Below are 21,939 nucleotides of genomic sequence, written 5' to 3'. Positions count from 1 at the left end.
AGTGAAGTGAATCGATGGATTGGAAGTTAGGGGTGGCTAGGATGGTTGGAGAAAAGGAACGAGTGTTAATGGATTTACAAGATGTATTTGAATATGCGTTTGACGAAATTTTTGTGACTGACGAAAAGGGAATCGTTGTGCGTGTAAATAGTACATGTGAAAGGCACTATCAACTAGCTGCTAAAGAGTTGGTAGGTAAGCATGTGAAAGAATTGCAGAAGGATGGTATCTTTTATCCATCGGCAACGTTAGAAGTAATTGAAAAAAAGAGACCGATTGAACTCGTTCAAACGACAAAATCAGGAGAGTATTTACACGTTCGTACAAGGCCTGTTTTTGATAATGAGGGAAATTTAAGAAGAGTAATTAGTTATTCACGTGATCTGACAGAGCTCTACCAATTACGTCAAAAGGTAGAGGAAATGGATAATCAGTTAAAAACATATAAAAAAGAATTAAGAGAAACATATGAACATGAAGGACTTATTTTTAAAAGTATCGCTATGCAAAAAATAGTCGAGACAATCAAGAAAGTATCCGTGGTAGATAGTACAGTTCTCGTTTTAGGTGAGACAGGAGTAGGGAAGAGTCGATTAGTACGTCATTTACATGAAGTGAGTAACAGGAAGAATGAAAGTTTCTATGAAATTAATTGTGCGGCATTGCCAACGAATTTAATTGAATCAGAGCTTTTTGGATACTCAGGTGGATCTTTTACAGGTGCGAATCGTGAAGGGAAAAAGGGATTATTAGAATCGGCTCATAAAGGAACCCTTTTCTTAGATGAAATTGGCGAAATGCCACTTGAAATTCAAGCGAAACTTTTGCAAGTGTTGCAAGAAAAAACGTTTCGTCCTATTGGCGGAAGAGAATTAAAAAAGGTGGACGTTAGAATTGTAGCGGCTACAAATAGAGATTTAAATATGATGGTGAAACAAGGAACATTCCGGAAAGATTTATATTATCGTCTAAATGTCATTCCAATTGTAATTCCACCACTCAGAGAAAGAACTGAAGACATTTTGCCACTCATTTATCATTATTTACAGCACTTTAACGAGAAATATGGTCGGAATGTAAAATTAGCGCCTAGCACATTGCAAATGTTTGTTGGTTACCGGTGGGAAGGAAATAATAGAGAAATTGAAAATGTGATTGAGCGAATTGTTATAACTGCTGATGATATCGTTACGATAGAAGATTTGCCAATAGCGATGCAAGAATCAACGGTTGAACAGTCCGGCCAAAGTCTCTATAAAATGTTAGAAGAAGTAGAACGGAATATTATTTTGAAAGCATATAAAACATATGGATCGAGTTATAAAGTAGCGGAGTTTTTAAAAATAAGTCAATCTGCTGCCACTAGGAAGATAAAGAAACTTATAGAGGAGGAAGAAAACATTGGATAAAAAAGCGACGTTTGTAAATGTAGAGAAAAAGGCGATGTATATAAATGGTGAGTGGATTACATTGCAAGAACAAATCGAAGTAAATAATCCAGCAACGAAGGAAATATTTGCGACGGTACCAAAGGGCGGGGTAACAGAGGCAAAGCAAGCTGTTGATGCTGCTCATGAAGCTTTTAAATCATGGTCTAAGTTAACAGCAGCAGACCGTGCAGTGAAGTTAAAAAAATGGTTCACACTTATCGATGAAAATAAAGAAGAGATTGCAGCGATTATGACGAGAGAACAAGGAAAGCCGTTTGTAGAAGCACTTGGTGAAGTGAATTATGCCAATAGCTTTGTTGAATGGTATGCAGAAGAAGGTAAACGCGTATATGGCGAAATGATTCCTGCTTCTCATCCGAATAAACGTATTTTAGTTATGAAACAACCGGTTGGAGTTATGGCCGCTATTACACCTTGGAACTTCCCGGCTGCTATGATTACGAGAAAGGTAGCCCCGGCGCTTGCAGCGGGATGTACGGCAGTTGTAAAACCGGCAAGCCAAACGCCGTTAACTGCTTTGAAATTAGCTGAATTAGCCCATGAAGCGGACATTCCAAAAGGCGTAATAAATATTGTAACAGGTAGTGCGAAAGCAATTGCTGATACGTGGATGGAAGATGGGCGTGTTCGAAAAGTTTCCTTTACAGGATCAACTGAGATTGGGAAAGAATTAATGGCTAGTGCTGCACAAACGATGAAAAAGGTTTCACTTGAGTTAGGTGGTCACGCGCCGTTTATTGTTATGAATGATGCGGACTTAGATAAAGCGGTAGAGGCGGTAATCGGTTCGAAATTCCGTAACGCAGGACAAACGTGTATATGTACAAACCGAGTATTTGTTCAGGAAGAAGTGTATGAAGTATTTGCAGAGAAGTTTCAAAAGGCAGTAGGGCAGTTAAAAGTAGGAGACGGTTTCGGTGATGGAACGACTGTAGGACCACTTATTGACGAGAATGCAGTTTCGAAAGTACAGGAACATATCGAAGATGCTATTCAAAAGGGTGGAACAGTTTTATTTGGTGGTCAAAAGGTTGCAGAGCTAGATGGACACTTTATGCAACCAACTGTAATTGGATTGGCGAACGATACGATGCTTTGTATGAATGAAGAAACATTCGGACCAGTAGCACCAGTTGCGAAATTTAAAACGGTTGAAGAAGTAATCGAACGTGCAAATAATACACCATATGGCTTAGCTGCTTATATTTTCACAAAAGATATTAGTCAAGCATTCCAAGTTAGCGAAGCATTAGAGTACGGTATTATCGGATTAAATGATGGACTTCCATCAGTTGCACAAGCACCATTCGGTGGCTTTAAAGAAAGTGGTATTGGCCGTGAAGGAGGCCATTTCGGTATCGAGGAATATTTAGAAATTAAATATATTTCATTAGGACTATAAGTAGTATACTAGAATCTCTATAAGGTAACAGAGAAGGAGATTCTAGTATGGTATATTGGCTATTATTACTTGTTACAATTATTTTTGAAGTAGCTGGAACAATTGCGATGAAACTATCAAATGGTTTAACAAAGCTCGTTCCCAGTGTACTTATTTTCGTATTTTATGGAATTTGTTTCAGCGTATTTGCTATCGTTGTCAAAAAAATTCATTTAAGTATTGCTTATGCGATTTGGTCTGGTGTAGGAACATTACTTATTACAATTATTAGCGTGTATTTCTTCAAAGAGCACATTAACTTATTCCAAGCATTTTGTATTCTTTTTATTGTTTTAGGAGTAATTGGACTTAAGGTTTCATCGGCATCATAAAAGGCTATCTTCCGGTGTGGAAGATAGCCTTTTGTTTTTATTAAAATGCCCAGTTACCTTTACGGAAGATTGGTTCATGTCTTCCGTCATCTGTAATACCATCGATATCAAGCTCAGCTGATCCAATCATGAAGTCGTTGTGTGTAATACTATTGTTTGCTCCGTTTTCAGCAAGTTCTTCTTTAGACATTGTTTTTCCGCCAACTAAGTTGAAAGCATAAGCACTTCCGATTGCAAGGTGGCAAGATGCGTTTTCGTCAAATAGTGTATTGTAGAATAAAATATTTGTATTTGAAATTGGTGAATCATGAGGTACTAAAGCAACCTCGCCTAAGAAGTGAGAGCCTTCATCTGTTTCTACTAAATGTTTTAAAGCCTCTTCACCAGTTTCAGCTTTATAGTCTACGATACGTCCGTTTTCAAATGTTAACGTGAAGTTATCGATAATGTTACCTGCAAATGCTAACGGTTTTGTGCTAGATACTTGGCCGTTTACACCTGTTTTAAGTGGCATTGTAAATACTTCTTCAGTTGGAATGTTCGCCATAAATGGTACGTTCTTTTCATTTAAGCTACCAGCACCAGCCCATACATGCTTTTCTGGAAGTTCGATCGTTAAATCTGTTCCAGGAGCTGTATAGTGAAGGGCTTTATAATGCTTTTCGTTTAAGTAATCAACTTTTGTATGTAACGTTTCATCGTGTTCTTTCCATGCTTCCACAGGGTTTTCTAAATCCGCACGAGTAGCTTTGAAAATAGCATCCCATAGTTTTGCTTCTTGTTCTTCTGGTGCAACGTCAGGGAATACTTTCGCAGCCCATTCTTTCGTAGGAACAGAAATGACACACCAGCTTACTTTATCAGCTTGTACGTAATCACGGTATACTTTCATTGCTTCACCAGCTACTTTATGAGCTGTTGCGATACGCGTTGCTTCTACGCCTTTTAATAAATCCGGGTTTTCTGCATAAATAGACATAAATGCAGCGCCTTCTTTTGCTAATTCTTCACGAGCGTGTGCTTTCCAAGATGGGAACTCAGCGAATGCTTCTTCAGGAGCTAGGTCGAACTTTAAGCGTGTTAACGTCTCATCATTCCAGTCCACATATACGTGTTTTGCACCAGATTTATATGCTTTTTCTGTAACGAGGCGCACAAATTGTACAGCTTCAAGAGGTGCACTAATTGATAGTGTTTGTCCTGGTTGAATATTAACACCAACATTGACTGCAAGAGCAGCATATTTCTCTAACGTTTGTTCAAATGACATATGTATAATCTCCTTTAATTTGAAAGATTTCTTACTATATATAATACAAGAAAATTCAAAAAATATATATAAATATAGCGTAAAAAGAGAGCTCAAAATATATTGAGCTCTCATCGTTATTTAATCGAAGAAGCAAATTGTTCTACAGTCGTCGAATTGTGTATGCGAACACGCTTCATTTTTAATAATTCATCGGGTTCACCTTTCGTAATGAACTTTCCGGGTTTTGTTGTCGTCGCAAATTGATAATATTTCTTCGTTTCTGCAACAACTTTATCATCCACATGACCGAATGGATAAGCAACTGCAATAACAGGCTTACCTGTTATTTTCTCTAGCTTTTCCTTTGATTCTTTTAATTCTTCTTCATAGTTTGTAATTTTCGGCAAGTCTGCATGTGTTGCAGTATGAGATTGCATAGAGAAAATGCCGGAATCAACCATTTCTTTTATGTCAGATGTAGAAAGTGATCCTTCAGCATCGACATTATTAACAATCATATATTCTGTTGCTGTTGGTTTAAACGTATCATCTTTTAGCTTTTGTAAAATATGAAATGCATTTATATTATTTTTCATACCGTCATCAAATGTAACAAAGATAGGTTTATTTACTTTATTAATATCGCCCCAACGTTCAAAAGTTAGTAATGTATAGCCGTTGTCTTTTAAATATTTCATTTGGGCTTCAAAATTAGCAGGTGATACGAATAAATCTTTAATGCCTTGTCCGTGATAATCATCGATTGCATGGTACATAAGAACGGGAACCTTTTGCTCGAAAGTAATAGTAGATTTTGTGAGTGGAATGTTTTTCCCATCTTCTTTCATTCCTATTGCTTCAATTTGAAACTCACCGCGTTTTCCTTCAAATTCTTTTATGTCAAAAGGAAGTGTAAATTGTTTCTCCTTTTCTTTAGAAGAAAAAGATTTAGCACTTTCCTTCCCATCAGCTGTGCGCCAAATTTTATATTGTACCTCACTTAAAGTATCCTTTATATCTGTCATATGAATAGTAGTGTTTGTAGATTCGTGTGTAATCGGATGATAAGAAATTTTACCTTGTTCTTGTACAACCTCTTCTTGTTTCTTAACTTCTTGAACCTTTTTCTCTTTTTTAGGTTCCTGGTTTACATTGCTACTGTTACAGCCAGCTAAAATGGCAGACGTACATAAAGCGATTGCTGCGTATTTTCTCATAAAATCACCTTCTATTGTGTATTATGTTGCATACGTATTTAAAATCCCCACCGCTGTAAGAGAGGTGGGGACATACCCTTGTTCATCATATCATTTTAGTAATGAGATAGGTTAGTGACTTTTAATAGAACTATTTCTATCATCTTTTAGTAAAGTTTACTTTATCCCGCTATTTGTGGGCAGTAAGACCCCACCTTAGAATTCAGCAAAAGCAAAGAGGTTAGGTGGGGGGATCAACTGCCCGTAAAAGCCCGATTGGTGAGGGCTAATAATCAGTGGGGGTGAACAAAACCCCTACTGATTAAAGTTTTACTTTATAAGAGATATGAATTTTTCCATTGATGTATTAGGCCCTATAAAGTGGCGTTTAATTAAGTACTGTTCGTTTGGCATCCCTTTTGTAATGTGATTACCGTGATCAGTAGTTACTGCGAACTCATAATGTTTTTTTGTTTCTTCAACAGCTGGGTCATTATAAGAACCTACTGGATAGGCGAGAGCGATGACCTTTTTACCAGTAAGGGCTTCGATTTTTTCTTTCGAACTACGTAATTCCTCATCATAATTGCTTGAATGAGCCATCATCGTATGATTAGCAGTATGTGATTGAATAGAAAAAATGCCTGAATCCATCATTTGTTTTATCTCATCTGTTGATAGACGATTTGGTTTGTCTATCTCATTTGCAGTAAGGAATTCAGTAGCCGTAGGTTGAAATCTATCATCCTTTAATTTTTGTAAAATATGAAGAGCGTTCATATTATTTTTTCGACCATCATCCATCGTTACAAAAACAGGTTTATTTACACGATTTATATCATTCCAACGTTCAAATGTAAGCATCGTATAACCGTTATCTTTTAAATATTGCATATGTTTTTCGAATTGCTCAGGTGGTACGTATAAGCCGTAATCCCCATCACTTGGTCCAGGGTATTTTTCAATCGCATGGTACATTAATACGGGTACATGTTGCTGGAATGTAATTTTAGATGTTACTAGATTTGTTTCAGTATGATCTTCTTTGATTCCTACTGTTTCAATTTGAAATTCGCCACGTTTTAAATGAAATGATTTTAAATGTAGTGGGAGGGCAAAGTCACGTTCTTTTTCTTGTGAAGTAAAAGTTTGTTTGTTTTCAGGACCATCAGCAGTACGCCAAATATTGTAACGTACTTGTGTGAATGAATCTCTTAAATCCTTTGTATAAAGCGTGGTGTTTTGTGCGTTATATTCATACGGATCCCATGTAATAATCCCTTGTGTTAAAGGCAGTTCAACCGCTTTCGCTTTTTTTTGTTCAACTGTTTGTTTCGCCGTTGCTTCTTTTATTTGTTTATCACTAGTGCTACTAGTGTTACAACCTACGAGAATAGCAGAAGAAAGTAAAGCGATATATGTATATTTTTTCATTCTATCATCCTTCTATTGTGTTTTAATTATCATCACTTATGTCTTGAAATTATCATTCGTATAAGTGACAATAATTCAAATTTTCGATTTTAAAAATTTGAATTATACCCTTGTACATCATATCACTATAGAATATAGAGGGGAATACATTTTTGGAATAATTCGGAAAAAAACCTTATATTTTTCTGGTGGAGTTTACATAAAAATACATATAGAAGAAAGTAAAAAAACTCCACCTAAATTTCCTTTTGAAAAAGGAGAAGTAAGGTGGAGTTTTTTTATTATATAAACAATCCAGCGATTGTTGCAGATAAGATAGAAGCAAGTGTTGATGCAAATAACATTTTCCAACCGAATCTAGATACGACACTTCCCTGTTTTTCAGAAAGAGCACGGATTGTCCCAACGATCGCACCAATTTGGCTAATACTTGCGAAGCTAATTAAGAATACTGTAACGATTCCGACTGTACGTGGAGATAATGTTGATGCAACACCTTTTAAATCAAGGATTGCTACAAACTCGTTTAATACAATCTTCGTACCCATAATTCCACCAGCTGGGATAATATCTTGAGTTGGAATACCCATTAAGAATGCGAATGGAGCAAGTATATAACCGAAGATTTGTTGTAAAGTAACAGCATATCCCATTGCACCTGAAGCTGCGCTAATTACGTAGTTTACAACTTCCATCACACCGATGAAGGCAATCATTAATGCGGCAACGATACCAGCTACTTTTAAACCATCAAGCGCACCGTTAATCATTGCGCCGATAAAGCTGTCTCCGAATAAAGTTCTATCAAATTTTTGAATCACTTCATCTTCTTTTTTCGTATCAACTGGTGTTAATAGCGAACAAACGATTAAGCTTGAGAATAAGTTTAGTGGAAGAGCTGCTAGTACGTATTTCGCATCTAACATCATTACATATGATGCTGTAACAGAAGCAGAAACGGAACTCATTGCAGAACAACAAATGATAAACATACGGTTTTTGTTAAAATGCTGTAAATCGTTTTTAATAACGATTAATGCTTCACTTGAACCGAAGAATACAGAGTTTACTGCGTGGAATGACTCGACGCGTGGTAAACCAGTAATTTTTGAAATTGCACCACCGACAACGCGAACGATGAATGGTAAAACACCTAAATAACTAAAGATAGAAAGTAGTGCTGAGAAAAATACGATAATTAATAATACATTTAAGAAAAAGACAAAATCTCTTTGAATTCCATTAAAGAGAAAATCGACACCTGTCGTACCAAGTTTAATTAGTTTGTTGAAAACTTTACTAATGAAGATAATAATTTGTTGACCAATTTTTGTGCCAAACATAAACCAACCGATTAAAATTTGGAAACCAATCATAATAGCAATTGCACGGAAGTTGATTTTACTTCTATTGTTTGACAAAGCAAAGCATAAACCTAAAACGACAAGAATACCGATAATGCTCATTACATATTGCATGTAGTTGCCCCTTTCAGAAGTTCGTATAAAGTTTGTACATAAAACGCTCGTTATATTACTAAAAATAAAACAAAGAGGTTTTATGTCATACGTAAGATGTCTGACCTTTTAGAAAAATAAAAATAAAAAAAGACCCATATGGATTCACTTTCATCTATGAGAGAAAGCTAATCAATATGAGTCCTTTTTTTGCACATAGGCTAATATTCATTAGTTTTCCCCATAGTCCAGCAATTTAAGGTTGCCGGGTAGAAACTCTCGATCCATATTATCGAATATATATGAGGTAACATCGTCCGTATTAAATTAGTAGTAGCGTAACATTAACAGAGAACTATCGTCAATAGCTTTTTTTCTTCCGATAGAAATAGACCATATAAGTATGATAAAATGTAACGCAGTGTTATGAAAAAGAGAGGTCGGAAAATGAGTACAAAAATGACGCCACCAGTTGAAAAAAATGATTTTATAGATGTAGTATTTGAAGATTTAACCCATGATGGTGCCGGTGTTGCGAAAGTAAAGGGCTATCCTATTTTCGTTAAAAACGGATTACCAGGTGAAGAAGCACAAATTAAAATTATTAAAGTGAAGAAAAACTTCGCATTCGGTCGTTTAATGAAGCTTCATACAGAGAGCCCATATCGTAAAGATGCAGAATGCCCAGTGTACAATCAGTGCGGCGGTTGTCAGCTTCAGCACTTAACATATGAAGGACAATTACAAGCGAAAGAAAAACAAGTACGTGACGTTATGCAGCGCATTGGCGGATTAAGCGATGTTCCTGTGCACCCTGTACTTGGTATGAAGAACCCATGGGTATACCGTAACAAAGCACAAGTACCAATTGGAGAACGTGAAGGTGGACTTGTCGCTGGTTTTTATCGCCAAGGAACACATGACATTATTAATATGGAATCATGTTTAATTCAGGCAGAAGAAAACGATACATTAATCCAGGAAGTAAAACGTATTTGTGAAAAACACGGTATTTCGGCATACAACGAAGAGCGTAACAAAGGAACACTTCGCCACGTAATGGCTCGTTACGGACAAGTAACAGGGGAAATTATGCTTGTCTTCATTACTCGTACAGCAGAATTACCAAACAAAAAAGCAATCATTGAAGAAATTGCTGCGAAATTCCCAGAAGTAAAATCAATTGTTCAAAACGTAAACACGAAACGTACAAACGTAATCTTTGGAGACACAACGACAGTACTGTACGGGTCGGAATACATTTATGACTTTATCGGTGACATTAAATTTGCAATTTCAGCACGTTCATTCTATCAAGTAAACCCAGAACAAACGAAAGTGTTATACGATAAAACGTTAGAATATGCAAAACTAGATGGTAACGAAACAGTAATTGATGCCTATTGTGGAATTGGATCAATCTCCTTATTCCTAGCGCAAAAAGCGAAAAAAGTGTACGGCGTTGAAATCGTCCCAGAAGCAATCGAAGACGCAAACCGAAACGCAGCACTAAACAACATGACAAACGCTGAGTTTGGCGTAGGAGAAGCAGAAGTAGTTATTCCAAAATGGTACAAAGAAGGCATAATCGCCGACACAATGGTCGTAGATCCACCGCGTAAAGGTTGTGATGATGCACTACTAAACACAATCATCGACATGAAACCAAAACGCGTCGTATACGTATCATGTAACCCAGCAACATTAGCACGTGACTTAAAAGTACTAGAAGAAGGCGGATATAAAACGCAGGAAGTACAACCTGTTGATATGTTCCCGCATACGACTCATGTGGAGTGTGTGGCTTGGCTTAAGTTGGTATAATAGGAAAGCAGTTGATATAGGAGAATCTATACCATCTGCTTTTTGGTTTATCCCGCTTTAATGGGCAGTAAGACCCCCACCTCAAAATTCAGCGAAAGCAAAGAAGTTAGGTGGGGGATCAACTGCCCATTAAAGTCCGATTGGTTCAACTAATAATCAGTGGGGGATGAAGAAACCCCCCACTGATTAAAGTTTCACTTTATTGAGAGTTTGAAATTGCATTCATAGTGAGAGGATTTGAATTTGAAATGATAGATAATTTTTGGCGTGATTTACCACGACCATTTTTCGTACTTGCACCAATGGAAGATGTGACAGACGTTGTGTTCCGTCACGTAGTAAGTGAAGCTGGTCGCCCAGACGTATTCTTCACAGAGTTCACAAACTCGGATAGCTATTGTCATCCAGAAGGTATGAAAAGTGTACGTGGCCGTTTAATTTTTACAGAAGATGAACAACCGATTGTGGCGCATATTTGGGGAGATAATCCTGAATATTTCCGCCAAATGAGTATTGGTATGGCAGAGTTAGGATTTAAAGGCATCGATATTAACATGGGTTGTCCTGTACCGAACGTAGCATCAAGAGGAAAAGGTAGTGGCCTTATTCTACGTCCAGACGTTGCGGCAGAACTTATTCAAGCAGCAAAAGCGGGCGGACTACCTGTCAGCGTAAAAACGCGACTGGGCTTTAAAGAGTTAAGCGAATGGGAAGATTGGTTAACGCATATTTTCAAACAAGATATCGCAAACCTTTCTATTCACTTACGTACAAGAGAAGAAATGAGCCAAGTGGATGCGCATTGGGAACTAATTCCGGAAATTAAAAAATTACGTGACCGTATCGCACCAAATACGCTAATAACAATCAACGGAGACATTCCTGACCGTAAAGTCGGACTGGAACTTGCTGAAAAATACGGCATTGATGGTGTTATGATTGGACGAGGTATCTTTAAAAATCCGTTTGCTTTCGAAAAAGAGCCAAGAGAGCATAGCAGTAAAGAACATCTAGATCTTTTAAGACTACAACTTGATCTTCAAGATCAATATGCAGAAGTATTACCACGCTCCATCACAGGACTACATCGCTTCTTCAAAATTTATGTAAAAGGCTTCCCTGGAGCTGCTGAACTAAGAAATCAATTGATGAGCACAAAATCAACTGATGAAGTACGCGCATTACTTGATAAGTTTGAGGCGAGTGTGAATGTGGTAGAAGGTAGTGAAACAGTGTAACTTTTGAAAGTTACACTGTTTCATTTTAATTAAGGTGAACCGTATCATAAGTAAGTGAGGTATTCTATGTAAAAAGGGGTAAGAAAAGAATACAGGAGAAAAGTGAAAATGGTAGGTTGGTCTTGATTTTCAATGATAGTATCATGTTTATTTTATTATGCCTATAATTGGAGGCCATGTGAATGTTAAGTGATCAGGCGAGATATTCTAGGCTCGCGAATATAACAAAAATAATAAATACAAAATTAGAACTACGTGAAGTATTGCAGCGTGTAACAATGGCGATATCAGAGGAGATTGTTAAGTGCAACGCTGTTGGAATCTATTTACCCCAGGAAGATGGAACATTTAGAGGGTTTGCAGGAAAACCAGAGACAATAAATGGCGTAACGCTCGATACTCAGGTAATTGATCCTGAAATAGACTTACTGGCAAAAGAAGTTATTGAAACCCAAAAAACCATTTATATTCCTGATACATCAAAGGATCATCGGCCGGATCCGAGACCAGTTGCTGCGTTCAAAATTAAGTCCTTATTAGCTCTACCTATCTCATTTGGGCAAGAGTTATTTGGTCTGGTTTTTTTATTTGATTATGGAATTCCAATGAACTTAACAAATTCAGAAATTCAAAGTGTTGAAGCTTATGTAAATATGGCTGCGGTTGCAATTCAAAACGCAAATAATTTAACGCAAAAGGAAAACCTTATTGCCGAGAAGCAGCTGTTACTAAATGTTACCCGTGATTTATCAATGTGTTCCTCGATACAGGAGAGTTTTGATAAATGTTTTTTTTACTTAGGACAGATTTTAGAGAGTAACAGCATGGCAGCCCACCTTTTAGACCCCCTAGACAAAACAACGATTAAAACAACGAAGTTAAGCAAGGACTGTGATTGGACAGAAGTGGATTGGATGGAGAAAAGCTATGAAGCTAAGATCCAAGAGGTTATTCAAACAAAAAATATAGATAGTAAGGGTCTACTGATGATTCCATTGGTTTCAATGGGAGAAGTATTAGGGGTAATCGTCGTTGACAAAGAGGGAAAAGCTCATAATTATGATAATTCCCAGATGCAACTGGCAAAATCTATCGTTGATGCCACAGCGCCTACGTTTTCAAACTTGTTATATATGGATCGACTTGAAAGCATGGTGGAAGAGCGAACGAAAGAACTAGCTGTTGCTAATGAAAAAATTACAAGTGTGATTGAAAGTATTACAGATGGATTTTTTACTTTGAATAATACATGGGAATTTACGTATGTAAATAAGCATCAATATTTTCCACAAAGAAAAACAGCAAAAGATGTATTAGGCAAGAATATATGGGAGATTTTCCCGAATAGCATTGACGAAGTCATGTATAAGGAACTTCATCGTGTAATGTCAGAGCGAACTACAGTGTATTTTGAATTTTTTTCTGCCCCTGATGAATATTGGTACGAAGTTATTGCATACCCGTATGATGATGGTATTTCTTGTATTTTTAAAAACATAACGGAAAAAAAGCAATATGAGCAGGAATTGAAAAGGTTATCGAACATAGATTTAATAGGGAAAATGGCAGCAGGTATCAGCCATGAGATTAGAAATCCAATGACAACAGTACGAGGATTTTTGCAGTTATTAAAAGAAGAGCCCACCTATGAGAAACATAATAAGCACTTTAATTTAATGATTGAAGAACTTGACCGTGCCAATTCTATTATTACTGAATTTCTCTCAATGGGTAATACAAGGAAATCGGATTTGCAGATGTTAGATTTAAATTCAATTATCCGCGATATTATTCCTTTAATAAAGATTGATACGCATAATCAAAATAAATATATTCAAGTCGATACAAATGACATTCCGGAATTACTTTTAAATCGTAATGAGGTACGGCAATTATTAATAAACTTATACCGTAATGGCTTAGAAGCGATGGACAAAGAGAAAGTTCTAACCATTAGCACCTATAAAGAAGGTCGAGATTGTGTGGTGCTTGCAGTGCGGGACCAAGGAACAGGTATCACGCCTGAAGTATTAGAGAAACTAGGTACTCCATTTTACACGACCAAAAATAATGGAACTGGATTGGGGTTAGGTGTATGTTATGCCATTGCTGCCCGTCATAATGCAAAAATAGAAATTCAAACAGGATCGGAGGGCACTACATTTTTTGTTAAATTTAATTATAAAAATAATGAACAATAACCTCATTTAGATTAGTTACGGTGAACCGTACCACAAATGAAAAGTAAAACCTAAGTAAACATAATCAATCTATTTCACCTGAATTTTGCGTAACATTCACGTTTGAGTTGCCTACTAAATTAGAGTTGCATAAAAAGAAATGGACTAACCTATATTAGGTTAGTCCATTTTTAAGTGTGTTAATTAATAGTAAATCCCCATCCCTTTTTACTTTATTAATATCATCCTTAAATGAAGGAGCTATCCCACTACCAACTAAAATACTTTTTACAGTATTTGAAGGCGTTTCTATCGATAGGATCTTTCTTAATTTCTAATACAATAAATTCGTTATTAGAAGTATCTTAATAATAAATAAAATCATCCCCACAACCATTAATCCACCTAAGGCTACAAAACCTCCCCCTAAAATGTTAAAGTAGTAACTTAACGACTTCATTTACACATGCTAAAAGCATTACTATAATCAACATTTCAGGAGGCAAAACAATGGCAATGAGCAACAACGATATATTAAAAAGAGTAAGGTACGCTTTAGATATAAGAGATATAGATATGGTAGAAATCTTTAAACTTGGTGGTATGGAAGTAACGAAAGAAGATGTAGTTGATATGCTTACAAAAATAAAGAGAGCACCTCAGCATGAAGCTGAAAATGATGATGTGGTCGAAGATGAGTACGTAAAAACATGCGATATGATGATGTTAGAGGCATTTTTCAATGGATTTATTACTTTAAAAAGAGGGAAGCAAGATCCGAAACCAGGACAACCGGCACCTGTACAAAGCAAAGAGAGTGCGAATAACCTTCTGCTAAAGAAAATGAAAATTGCACTATCTTTAACGAGTGAGGATGTACTTGATATATTAGATAGCGTAGGCGTTACGGTAACAAAGGGAGAACTAGGAGCCCTATTAAGAAAGAAAGGCCATAAAAATTATAAAGAGTGCGGCGATAGATACGCAAGGAATTTCATTAAGGGATTAGGTGTAAAGTATAGAGGGTAATGAGTCGGTTAACGCGGTAAATGATATAATAGGTAGAGTAGGGCGTTCGTATCCTACTCTTTTTTATTTGTAAAAATAATAAGCTAGGTGATGAAATGGTACATACATATTTAGGTGAGACAATTAATTTTCATATAAATTATAAAAAGAAAAAGTCCGTGCGTCTTTTTGTAGATTCGTATGGAAATGTGGAAGTGCAGGCTCCGAAAGGGACACCTGTTGAATACTTAGTCCAGCTGCTGGAGGAGAAGTGGGATTGGATTCAGAAAACACGTAAGGAAATGCAGGAGCGAGCGCTTGGACCACAGGAAAAGGATTATGATCAAGGAGAGGGTTTTCTGTATTTAGGAAGTACGTATCCGATACAGATCTCCCAAGATACAAGTATTACGCAAGACAATGCAGTGTTTGAAGGAGATAAGTTACACATTTATGTGAAAGAGCTTAAGGATGAGAAAATCCAGCAGGCTTTAAAACGATTTTACTATAAGCAGTGTAAGTCATTAGTAGAGAAGAGTATTAAAGTGCATCAAAGTAACTTCAAAACAAAACCACGTTCTATTCGTATTACAGATAGTAGTCGCACGTGGGGAACTTGTGATTCAAATTTACAGCTAACATTTAATTGGAAGTTAGCGATGGCACCACAGCAAGTAATTGATTATGTAGTTGTTCATGAAATGTGCCATATGGTTCATTTGAATCATGATCGCTCTTTTTGGCGTCTTGTCGGGAAAATAATGCCTGATTATAAGGAAATGGAGAATTGGTTAGCGTTATCTAGTTGGAAGATGACGGTTTAGTGGTGAACTTTATATAGGTTACGGTTATTGTCAATACTTGTCGGTAAGTCGATATATTTCAAAAATCGCTGATATATTTGGAGTTGCAATCGATATGTTCAATGAAGAGAAAGTAAAAGGAGATGTCACAGCAGACATCTCCTTTTTTTCAGGTATATAAATCATCGTCCAAACTTCACAACAAAATCTCCGTCTACTTTCTCCATTCCATACCCATGATAACCGTTCGAAAGTAAAGCTTGCTGTCCAACAGCATCACTCATCGGAACACTCTTAACATCCGTCCAATTTCTTTCCTTGCCTCCACGCAATTCCTTCACAAAAACATACCGCATACTCCCGCCATATTTTGCCTTCAATGCAGCAATCTCCATCCCTTGCGCAAACTTATCTTTTAAACTTGGAATGTTAAAAGGAGCAACGGTGCAGCAAACATAGTCGTACTGGCCATCTTCTTTTTGTAATTCGTCCATGATGACTGTCGCTAATATTTTTTGGATCCCATTTCCTCGGCTGTTCGGGTGAACATTTGAAATTTCTTGATAGATGACGCGATGTAGTTCGCTTTCTGCTATGCCAATATCAAGTCCTAAATGTTCGTCGTCGATAGGAGGAACGAGTAGGGCACGAAATGCGATGAGTTCGTTTTCGATAAAAGCACCGATCATCATGCCGTTTCCTTCTAGAATGTATTGAAATTCTTCTAGCGAGAGTGGCTGTAAGCGACTTTTATCCTCTAGCGCCTCAACTACAACGTTTTGTAGTGATAAGGTTTGTTCAATGTTCTCTAGTGTTAGTAATGTAACGTGAAATGGTTCGTTATTTTGTTTTAATGATCCTTTGTATAGAACTGTCATGCGTTAGTCCTCCTTTAGCGTACAACGTCTTGAAAGACGGTTAGTTCTTGTAATGTATTTTGGTTTATTTCAATGCCAAGTCCTGGCTTTTCGTTTAAGCGAATAAATGGTACGTCGTAATGTAAGTTTCCGATGTCTTTCGTGAACTTTAATGGACCTGTTAGCTCGACGCTCGTAATAATTTTTTTCGAGAAAGCGACATGGAATCCTGCGGAAGAGGCAACGGATGATTCGACCATGGATCCAACTTGGCATTCAATGCCTGCCATTTCTGCTTGATGAGCGAGTTTTACAGCGGGATATATGCCGCCGCATTTCATTAGTTTTATATTTACTTTATCAGCCGCGTCTAATTTAATGATTTGGCGCATTTCACGAGAACCTTTTAATCCTTCATCAATCATAAGCGGAAGGTCTGTTTTAGAACGAATGTGAGCCATTGCGTCAATATCGTCTGCGAAAACAGGCTGTTCAATCCAGTCGATGCTTAAATGACCTAATGAACGAAGTGCCGCTAATGTGTTGGCGCTATTTTTCCATCCTTGGTTTACATCAACGCGAATCGCAATATCATTTCCTACACGTTCACGTACAGCTTCAATTCTTTTTACATCCTCTTTTACATTCGTACCGACTTTCATTTTGAAAGATTGGTAACCTTTTTGAATCATGGAAGCAGCTTCTTCAGCCATGTCTTCAGGTTCGGCGATACTTAAGACGTGAGTGACAGGGAAGTCTTCATGGTAGCGTCCGCCAATTAATTGATATACAGGTTGATTTAGTTTTTTGCCCATTATATCAAAACAAGCAATATCTATTGCGGCTTTTGCAGTAGGAACACCGTAAATGGTATTGTTCATCATATCGTGTATTTTCTCGATATTCATTGGATTTTGCCCGATGAGCGCAGGAGCAAGTGTATGTTTTAAAGTATGGAAAGTACTTTCCCATGATTCGCCTGTAACGTGATCATCAGCAACGCCCTCACCGTAACCGATAATGCCTTCATCTGTTTCCATTTTGAGGATAATAGAACGCATGTCAGAATAAGAACCATAACTAATAACAAACGGATCGCGAAGTGGTAAACGAATTGCGTAAAGATGAATAGCTGTAATTTTCATTAGGTAGAGACCCCTTCCTGTTTACAATAGTTTTGTACATTTGATATAGTTGACGTTAAATAGTCGTTAATTAATGATAAGGAGTTAAAGAAATGATGATAAAAATTGCAGTTGTCGGTTCAAAAGAGTTTATGGAGAATCTTTTACCTATTGCTCATAAACTAGAAGAAATAGAGATTGATCCATATATTTACCTTCATCCGGCGGAATCTTCTGAACTTTTAAAGCGTTTAAAGCCTTGTGATTTCATCTTTTTCTCAGGTGCTTTACCTTATTATATGGCAAAAGAAATAAGAGAACAATTACGAATTCCAAGTACGTACTTACAGCAAGACGAGACAACTGTCGCATCTTCCATTCTTTCTGTCATGTATCACCAACGTATTCAACCACATAAAATTTCAATTGATTTAGTAGACCGCTCATTCATTACAAATGTGTTCCATGATATCGGTATAAAAGAAAATCCACAAGTGTTAGATTATGAAAATATGCTGTGGAGTAAAGATGAAATAAATAGAGTTATTGATTTTCATGTAGCTAAATATCAATCTGGAGATGCTCATTTAGCTTTAACTAGTATTCACGCTGTCTATGATGAACTTCAAAAAATAGGTATTCCTTCAGAGCGTATGATAGATCCGAAGCAATCCATTATACATGGGTTAAAAGATGCGAAAATAAAAGCTGAGTTAGCAAAAAGCCATTCAGCTACTGTTGGTGCTTGTATGATTTCTTCTTTAGAATTACGAGAAGGTTTGCTTGAGCAATTAGATGCTATTTCAAAAGAACTACGGGGTTCATTTAAAAAAGTTGATGAAATGACGTTCATTTTGTATACGACTCGTGGTGATATTGAATCGATTATAAAAACAAATATGATAAATAATTTATTTGCGAGTATAGAAGGAACAATAGCTATTGGATTTGGTTACGGAAAAACTGTGAAAGAAGCGGAGCAAAATGCTAAAATTGCTCAAAGTTTCGGGAAGAATAATCCAATAGACCACTGTTTTTATATACTAACAAGTGATAAAGAACTATTTGGTCCGTTCCCGAAAGAACAGAGAGTACAAAGTTTGAAGAATGACAACCCAGAACTCATGAAAATAGCGAAGGAAACGAAACTTAGTCCAGCCAACTTGTCAAAAATTATTCAATTTAGTCAATCACATCCATCATTGAAGTTTACAGCAGCGGATCTTTCTGAATACTTACAAGTGACTCGCCGATCAACAGAAAGGTTATTAAAGAAACTAGTTGATTATGGGTATGCTCATATTTGCGGCGAGGAAATGCCCTATCAACAAGGGCGCCCTCGCGCAATATATGAAATGAATTTACCGGTATCTCTAAGCTTCTAGTTGAGCCTTTTGTTTTTTTAGTAGTTCCGCTTTTTCAATGTCTGATAGTTTCGTAATTGTGAGACCAGTTATGCCGTAAATGATTGAAATAATAGGTACGATGAAATTCAATATAGCATAAGGAGCATATTCGAATGCGCCAACTCCAAGTGTTGCGAGTATAAATACACCACATGTATTCCAAGGTACGAAAACAGAAGTTAATGTTCCGCCATCTTCTAATGCTCTGGATAAATTTTTAGAATGCAGTCCTTTTTCTGTGTATGCATTTGCGTACATTCTTGAAGGAACAACAATCGAAATATATTGTTCAGAGCAAGTAAGGTTGGTTGCAAAGCAAGATGCGATAGTAGAAGCGATAAGTCCTTTTGCTGATGTCGCTAATTTTAAAATTTGATTTACAATTGCGCGAAGAATACCAGTATGTTCTAATACTCCTCCAAAGGTCATAGCGACAATTGTCATCGAAACTGTATTCATCATCGAATTTAAGCCACCGCGGTTAAAGAGTTCGTCTACTAGCTTGTTGCCAGTGTCTATGACAAATCCATTTTGGAGTGCACCGACAGACGCGGAGACAGAACCACCTTGAATAAAGACTTGTGATAAAAATCCTAAAATTATACCTACGAGAATAGCTGGTATAGCAGGAACTTTTTTAGCGACCAATACCATAACGACTACAGGTATGATTAGTAGGAAAGGGGAGATAACAAAGTTTTGTTGCAATACTTGTAACGTTTGATCGATACCTTTTGCATCAATATTGTTAGCGCCAAAATTTCTTCCTAAGAATGCATAAACGATAAGAGTAATAATTAAACCTGGAATTGTAGTAAATAACATATGACGAATATGTGTGAATAAATCTGTATTTGTTAATCCTGCGGCTAAGTTTGTTGTGTCTGAAAGCGGTGACATTTTATCGCCGAAGTAAGAACCGGAAATGATAGCACCGGCAACCATTGGAGCTGGGATTCCCATACTTAGGCCAATTCCCATTCCTGCAACACCAATTGTTCCCATTGTAGACCAAGAGCTACCGATAGCTAATGCAACAATAGAACAAATAATTGTAATTGAAACTAAAAATAGTGATGGAGTTAAAAGATTTAAACCGTAATAAATCATTGTTGCGACGATTCCGCCGCCAATCCAAGCACCAATCGTTAAACCTACTAGAATAATGATAACGATAGCGGGTAATGCGAGGCGAATTCCTTTATACATTGCTTCTTCAATATCGTGCCATTTGTAACCGTAACGCCAAGCGACGATAGAAGCAACGGTTGTACCGATAATAAGTGGGACGTGAGGGCTTTGTTTTAATACAACAATTGTAACCATCATAACTGCAACTGTAATGATAATAGGGATTATTGCTACGCCAAAAGGTATTTCTTTTTTCATAAATTGCCTCCTCATTATGTATGTTTGTATTTTTAGAATTGTCGCAAAATAGACGTTATTAAATTATAATAACTAAAAATTGATATGAGCGTCAATAAAAAACAGAAAATAAGGAATGTTCTATCGTTATAAAGTGAGTGGAAATAAGTTGTCGATCGTATTTAAAAATAAATAATTGACTTTTTTCTTAAAATTCAATATGTTCATAAAAACATCTGTTTTTCATAAGTATAATTAACCTGAATGGTTTTGGAATTTGGGAAGGAGAATGTAGCTTTGAAAACATTAGAACTACAAGAGCGGTTAACTGAAATTTTTCAGCATTTACATGAAAACCCTGAAGTGAGTTGGAAAGAGTATGAAACGACAGCGTATATTACTAACTTTTTAAAAGAAGAAGGAATTTCATATAAAATATTTGATGATTGCCCAGGCGTGATTGCTGAAATTGGAAGCGGAAATCCAGTTATTGCAATTCGTGCCGATATGGATGCACTTTGGCAAGAAGTGGACGGAGAGTTTAAAGCGAATCATTCATGTGGTCACGATGCTCATATGACAATTGTGATGGGGCTTATTTTACAATTGAAAAATATGAGATGGGATAGTGGAACGGTTAGATTTATTTTTCAGCCGGCAGAGGAAAAAGGAAATGGTTCTTTAAAGATGGTAGAGAAGGGTGCCGTGGATGATGCTGACTTCTTATTTGGTGTTCATCTAAGACCGATTGAAGAACTACCTTTGAAACAAGCTGCCCCATCTATTCGTCACGGAGCAGCAGGATTTTTAGAAGGAACGATTCATGGAGATGATGCACATGGGGCACGCCCACATCAAGGGATAAATGCAATTGATGTCATTTCTATGATCAATATCGGTTTGAAAAATATATGGCTACCACCGCAAAGCTCATATTCAGTGAAGATGACAAGGTGCCAGGCTGGCGGGGATAATTTGAATATTATTCCGGGTAACGGCCATTTTAGCTTAGATGTTAGGGCAGAGAGTAATACATTATTAGAAGAATTGAAGAAAAAAATAGAACATGTAATAGAATCGGCCGCATCTATGGGATCGAAAACTTCATACAAATGGATCGACCTTGCACCAGGAGCTGAAGTGTCAGAAGAAGCTGAGCGCTTTATGCGAAAAGGCATTCTTGAAGTGTACGGGGAAGAGGGATGCACTGGACCACTGTATACGACAGGAAGCGATGATTTCCATTACTACACAGTGAAGAGACCACATTTAAAAGCTGTCATGCTTGGACTAGGTGCCAACCTACAACCTGGATTACACCATCCGTATATGAAGTTCGATCATAGTTGTATTATGGATGGAGTAGAAATATTGAAACAAACTGTATTGAAAGTATTAGAGGACAGGGGCTAGATAGCTCCTGTTTTTTTGTAGGAATGTGTCGTTAAGTCGATATATTGAAAAAATCGTTGATATATTCTAAGTTACGATAGATATATTCAGAAAATCATTCATATAATTTCACGTATCAGTTAACTTGATGCAAAATGAGTCTTCAGTACATGGTG

Annotated in this window: 17 protein-coding genes and 1 riboswitch; of the genes, 10 read left to right on the top strand and 7 right to left on the bottom strand. The window is 36.8% G+C overall.

All coding sequences use genetic code 11. The features are described 5' to 3' along the window. Positions 1-41 precede the first annotated feature (41 nt). From CER22_RS17370 to CER22_RS17360, 3 genes are read left to right on the top strand one after another with little or no spacing between them, the layout of a single operon-like run. Complete coding sequence (locus CER22_RS17370; RefSeq protein WP_088061543.1) at positions 42-1,409, top strand: sigma-54 interaction domain-containing protein; 1,368 nt, start codon at positions 42-44, stop codon at positions 1,407-1,409. Continuing rightward, a complete protein-coding gene (gene gabD / locus CER22_RS17365) occupies positions 1,402-2,853 on the top strand; it encodes an NADP-dependent succinate-semialdehyde dehydrogenase (RefSeq protein WP_087982241.1) in 1,452 nt (483 codons plus the stop codon). Before CER22_RS17370 ends, gabD begins: the two co-directional genes overlap by 8 nt. 47 nt (positions 2,854-2,900) lie before the next feature. After that, the gene (locus CER22_RS17360) at positions 2,901-3,224 is read left to right on the top strand and encodes a DMT family transporter (RefSeq protein ID WP_000263259.1); all 324 of its coding nucleotides are present in this window, start codon (positions 2,901-2,903) and stop codon (positions 3,222-3,224) included. A 40-nt stretch (positions 3,225-3,264) separates the two neighbouring features. Here CER22_RS17360 and CER22_RS17355 read toward each other — a convergent pair whose 3' ends face one another. The 4 genes from CER22_RS17355 to CER22_RS17335 form a co-directional block, all read right to left on the bottom strand. Continuing rightward, positions 3,265-4,494, bottom strand: a complete 1,230-nt coding sequence (locus CER22_RS17355; protein ID WP_088609267.1) for an aminopeptidase — start codon at positions 4,492-4,494, stop codon at positions 3,265-3,267. Between the two features lie 116 nt (positions 4,495-4,610). Next, complete coding sequence (locus CER22_RS17350) at positions 4,611-5,693, bottom strand: polysaccharide deacetylase family protein (protein ID WP_088609266.1); 1,083 nt, start codon at positions 5,691-5,693, stop codon at positions 4,611-4,613. A 309-nt stretch (positions 5,694-6,002) separates the two neighbouring features. Beyond that, positions 6,003-7,106, bottom strand: coding sequence for a polysaccharide deacetylase family protein (locus CER22_RS17345; RefSeq protein WP_088609265.1), 1,104 nt, complete (start codon positions 7,104-7,106; stop codon positions 6,003-6,005). A gap of 281 nt (positions 7,107-7,387) precedes the next feature. After that, positions 7,388-8,584 carry a NupC/NupG family nucleoside CNT transporter gene (locus tag CER22_RS17335; protein WP_001200511.1) on the bottom strand — a complete coding sequence of 399 codons (1,197 nt, stop codon included), beginning with the start codon at positions 8,582-8,584 and terminating at the stop codon, positions 7,388-7,390. A 203-nt stretch (positions 8,585-8,787) separates the two neighbouring features. Next, positions 8,788-8,889, bottom strand: a riboswitch (purine riboswitch). Positions 8,890-9,010: 121 nt separating this feature from the next. On the opposite strand from CER22_RS17335, the gene rlmD reads away from it, so the two are divergent. The 5 genes from rlmD to CER22_RS17305 all read left to right on the top strand — a co-directional run bounded on the left by rlmD (position 9,011) and on the right by CER22_RS17305 (position 15,637). Beyond that, positions 9,011-10,387 carry a 23S rRNA (uracil(1939)-C(5))-methyltransferase RlmD gene (gene rlmD / locus CER22_RS17330; RefSeq protein ID WP_016133496.1) on the top strand — a complete coding sequence of 459 codons (1,377 nt, stop codon included), beginning with the start codon at positions 9,011-9,013 and terminating at the stop codon, positions 10,385-10,387. A 248-nt stretch (positions 10,388-10,635) separates the two neighbouring features. Continuing rightward, the gene (locus tag CER22_RS17325; RefSeq protein WP_088609263.1) at positions 10,636-11,625 is read left to right on the top strand and encodes a tRNA dihydrouridine synthase; all 990 of its coding nucleotides are present in this window, start codon (positions 10,636-10,638) and stop codon (positions 11,623-11,625) included. A 182-nt stretch (positions 11,626-11,807) separates the two neighbouring features. Continuing rightward, positions 11,808-13,826, top strand: a complete 2,019-nt coding sequence (locus CER22_RS17320; protein ID WP_088609262.1) for a GAF domain-containing sensor histidine kinase — start codon at positions 11,808-11,810, stop codon at positions 13,824-13,826. 489 nt (positions 13,827-14,315) lie between these two features. After that, on the top strand, positions 14,316-14,834 hold the full coding sequence (locus CER22_RS17310) for a DUF1456 family protein (protein ID WP_088609261.1): 519 nt from the start codon (positions 14,316-14,318) through the stop codon (positions 14,832-14,834). A 95-nt stretch (positions 14,835-14,929) separates the two neighbouring features. Beyond that, positions 14,930-15,637, top strand: coding sequence for a M48 family metallopeptidase (locus CER22_RS17305; RefSeq protein ID WP_088609260.1), 708 nt, complete (start codon positions 14,930-14,932; stop codon positions 15,635-15,637). A 161-nt stretch (positions 15,638-15,798) separates the two neighbouring features. On the opposite strand, the gene CER22_RS17300 is transcribed toward CER22_RS17305, so the two are convergent. Continuing rightward, positions 15,799-16,494 (bottom strand): GNAT family N-acetyltransferase, encoded by a 696-nt coding sequence (locus CER22_RS17300; RefSeq protein ID WP_088609259.1) that lies wholly within the window; start codon positions 16,492-16,494, stop codon positions 15,799-15,801. 14 nt (positions 16,495-16,508) lie between these two features. Further along, positions 16,509-17,618 (bottom strand): mandelate racemase/muconate lactonizing enzyme family protein, encoded by a 1,110-nt coding sequence (locus tag CER22_RS17295; protein ID WP_088609258.1) that lies wholly within the window; start codon positions 17,616-17,618, stop codon positions 16,509-16,511. A 92-nt stretch (positions 17,619-17,710) separates the two neighbouring features. Here CER22_RS17295 and CER22_RS17290 point away from each other — a divergent pair, with 92 nt between their 5' ends. Continuing rightward, a complete protein-coding gene (locus CER22_RS17290) occupies positions 17,711-18,982 on the top strand; it encodes a transcriptional regulator (RefSeq protein WP_088609257.1) in 1,272 nt (423 codons plus the stop codon). Here the strand turns inward: CER22_RS17290 and nhaC are convergent. Continuing rightward, the gene (gene nhaC / locus CER22_RS17285) at positions 18,971-20,392 is read right to left on the bottom strand and encodes a Na+/H+ antiporter NhaC (RefSeq protein WP_088061563.1); all 1,422 of its coding nucleotides are present in this window, start codon (positions 20,390-20,392) and stop codon (positions 18,971-18,973) included. The two genes, CER22_RS17290 and nhaC, sit on opposite strands and share 12 nt — an antisense overlap. 276 nt (positions 20,393-20,668) lie before the next feature. Between nhaC and CER22_RS17280 the strand changes: the two genes are divergently transcribed. Next, the gene (locus CER22_RS17280) at positions 20,669-21,784 is read left to right on the top strand and encodes a M20 peptidase aminoacylase family protein (RefSeq protein ID WP_088061565.1); all 1,116 of its coding nucleotides are present in this window, start codon (positions 20,669-20,671) and stop codon (positions 21,782-21,784) included. Positions 21,785-21,939 lie beyond the last annotated feature (155 nt).

This window comes from Bacillus sp. K2I17 (assembly GCF_002209985.1).
GTDB lineage: Bacteria > Bacillota > Bacilli > Bacillales > Bacillaceae_G > Bacillus_A > Bacillus_A wiedmannii.
This window is presented reverse-complemented; position numbering and strand designations above follow the sequence as displayed.

Coding starts and splice junctions, on each gene's coding strand:
- CER22_RS17305 (WP_088609260.1), top strand. CDS start 14,930: ATGGTACATACATATTTAGGTGAGACAATTAATTTTCATATAAATTAT.
- CER22_RS17355 (WP_088609267.1), bottom strand. CDS start 4,494: ATGTCATTTGAACAAACGTTAGAGAAATATGCTGCTCTTGCAGTCAAT.
- CER22_RS17335 (WP_001200511.1), bottom strand. CDS start 8,584: ATGCAATATGTAATGAGCATTATCGGTATTCTTGTCGTTTTAGGTTTA.
- nhaC (WP_088061563.1), bottom strand. CDS start 20,392: ATGAAAAAAGAAATACCTTTTGGCGTAGCAATAATCCCTATTATCATT.
- CER22_RS17310 (WP_088609261.1), top strand. CDS start 14,316: ATGGCAATGAGCAACAACGATATATTAAAAAGAGTAAGGTACGCTTTA.
- CER22_RS17370 (WP_088061543.1), top strand. CDS start 42: ATGGTTGGAGAAAAGGAACGAGTGTTAATGGATTTACAAGATGTATTT.
- CER22_RS17290 (WP_088609257.1), top strand. CDS start 17,711: ATGATGATAAAAATTGCAGTTGTCGGTTCAAAAGAGTTTATGGAGAAT.
- CER22_RS17320 (WP_088609262.1), top strand. CDS start 11,808: ATGTTAAGTGATCAGGCGAGATATTCTAGGCTCGCGAATATAACAAAA.
- CER22_RS17350 (WP_088609266.1), bottom strand. CDS start 5,693: ATGAGAAAATACGCAGCAATCGCTTTATGTACGTCTGCCATTTTAGCT.
- CER22_RS17325 (WP_088609263.1), top strand. CDS start 10,636: ATGATAGATAATTTTTGGCGTGATTTACCACGACCATTTTTCGTACTT.
- CER22_RS17345 (WP_088609265.1), bottom strand. CDS start 7,106: ATGAAAAAATATACATATATCGCTTTACTTTCTTCTGCTATTCTCGTA.
- CER22_RS17295 (WP_088609258.1), bottom strand. CDS start 17,618: ATGAAAATTACAGCTATTCATCTTTACGCAATTCGTTTACCACTTCGC.
- CER22_RS17300 (WP_088609259.1), bottom strand. CDS start 16,494: ATGACAGTTCTATACAAAGGATCATTAAAACAAAATAACGAACCATTT.
- CER22_RS17360 (WP_000263259.1), top strand. CDS start 2,901: ATGGTATATTGGCTATTATTACTTGTTACAATTATTTTTGAAGTAGCT.
- rlmD (WP_016133496.1), top strand. CDS start 9,011: ATGAGTACAAAAATGACGCCACCAGTTGAAAAAAATGATTTTATAGAT.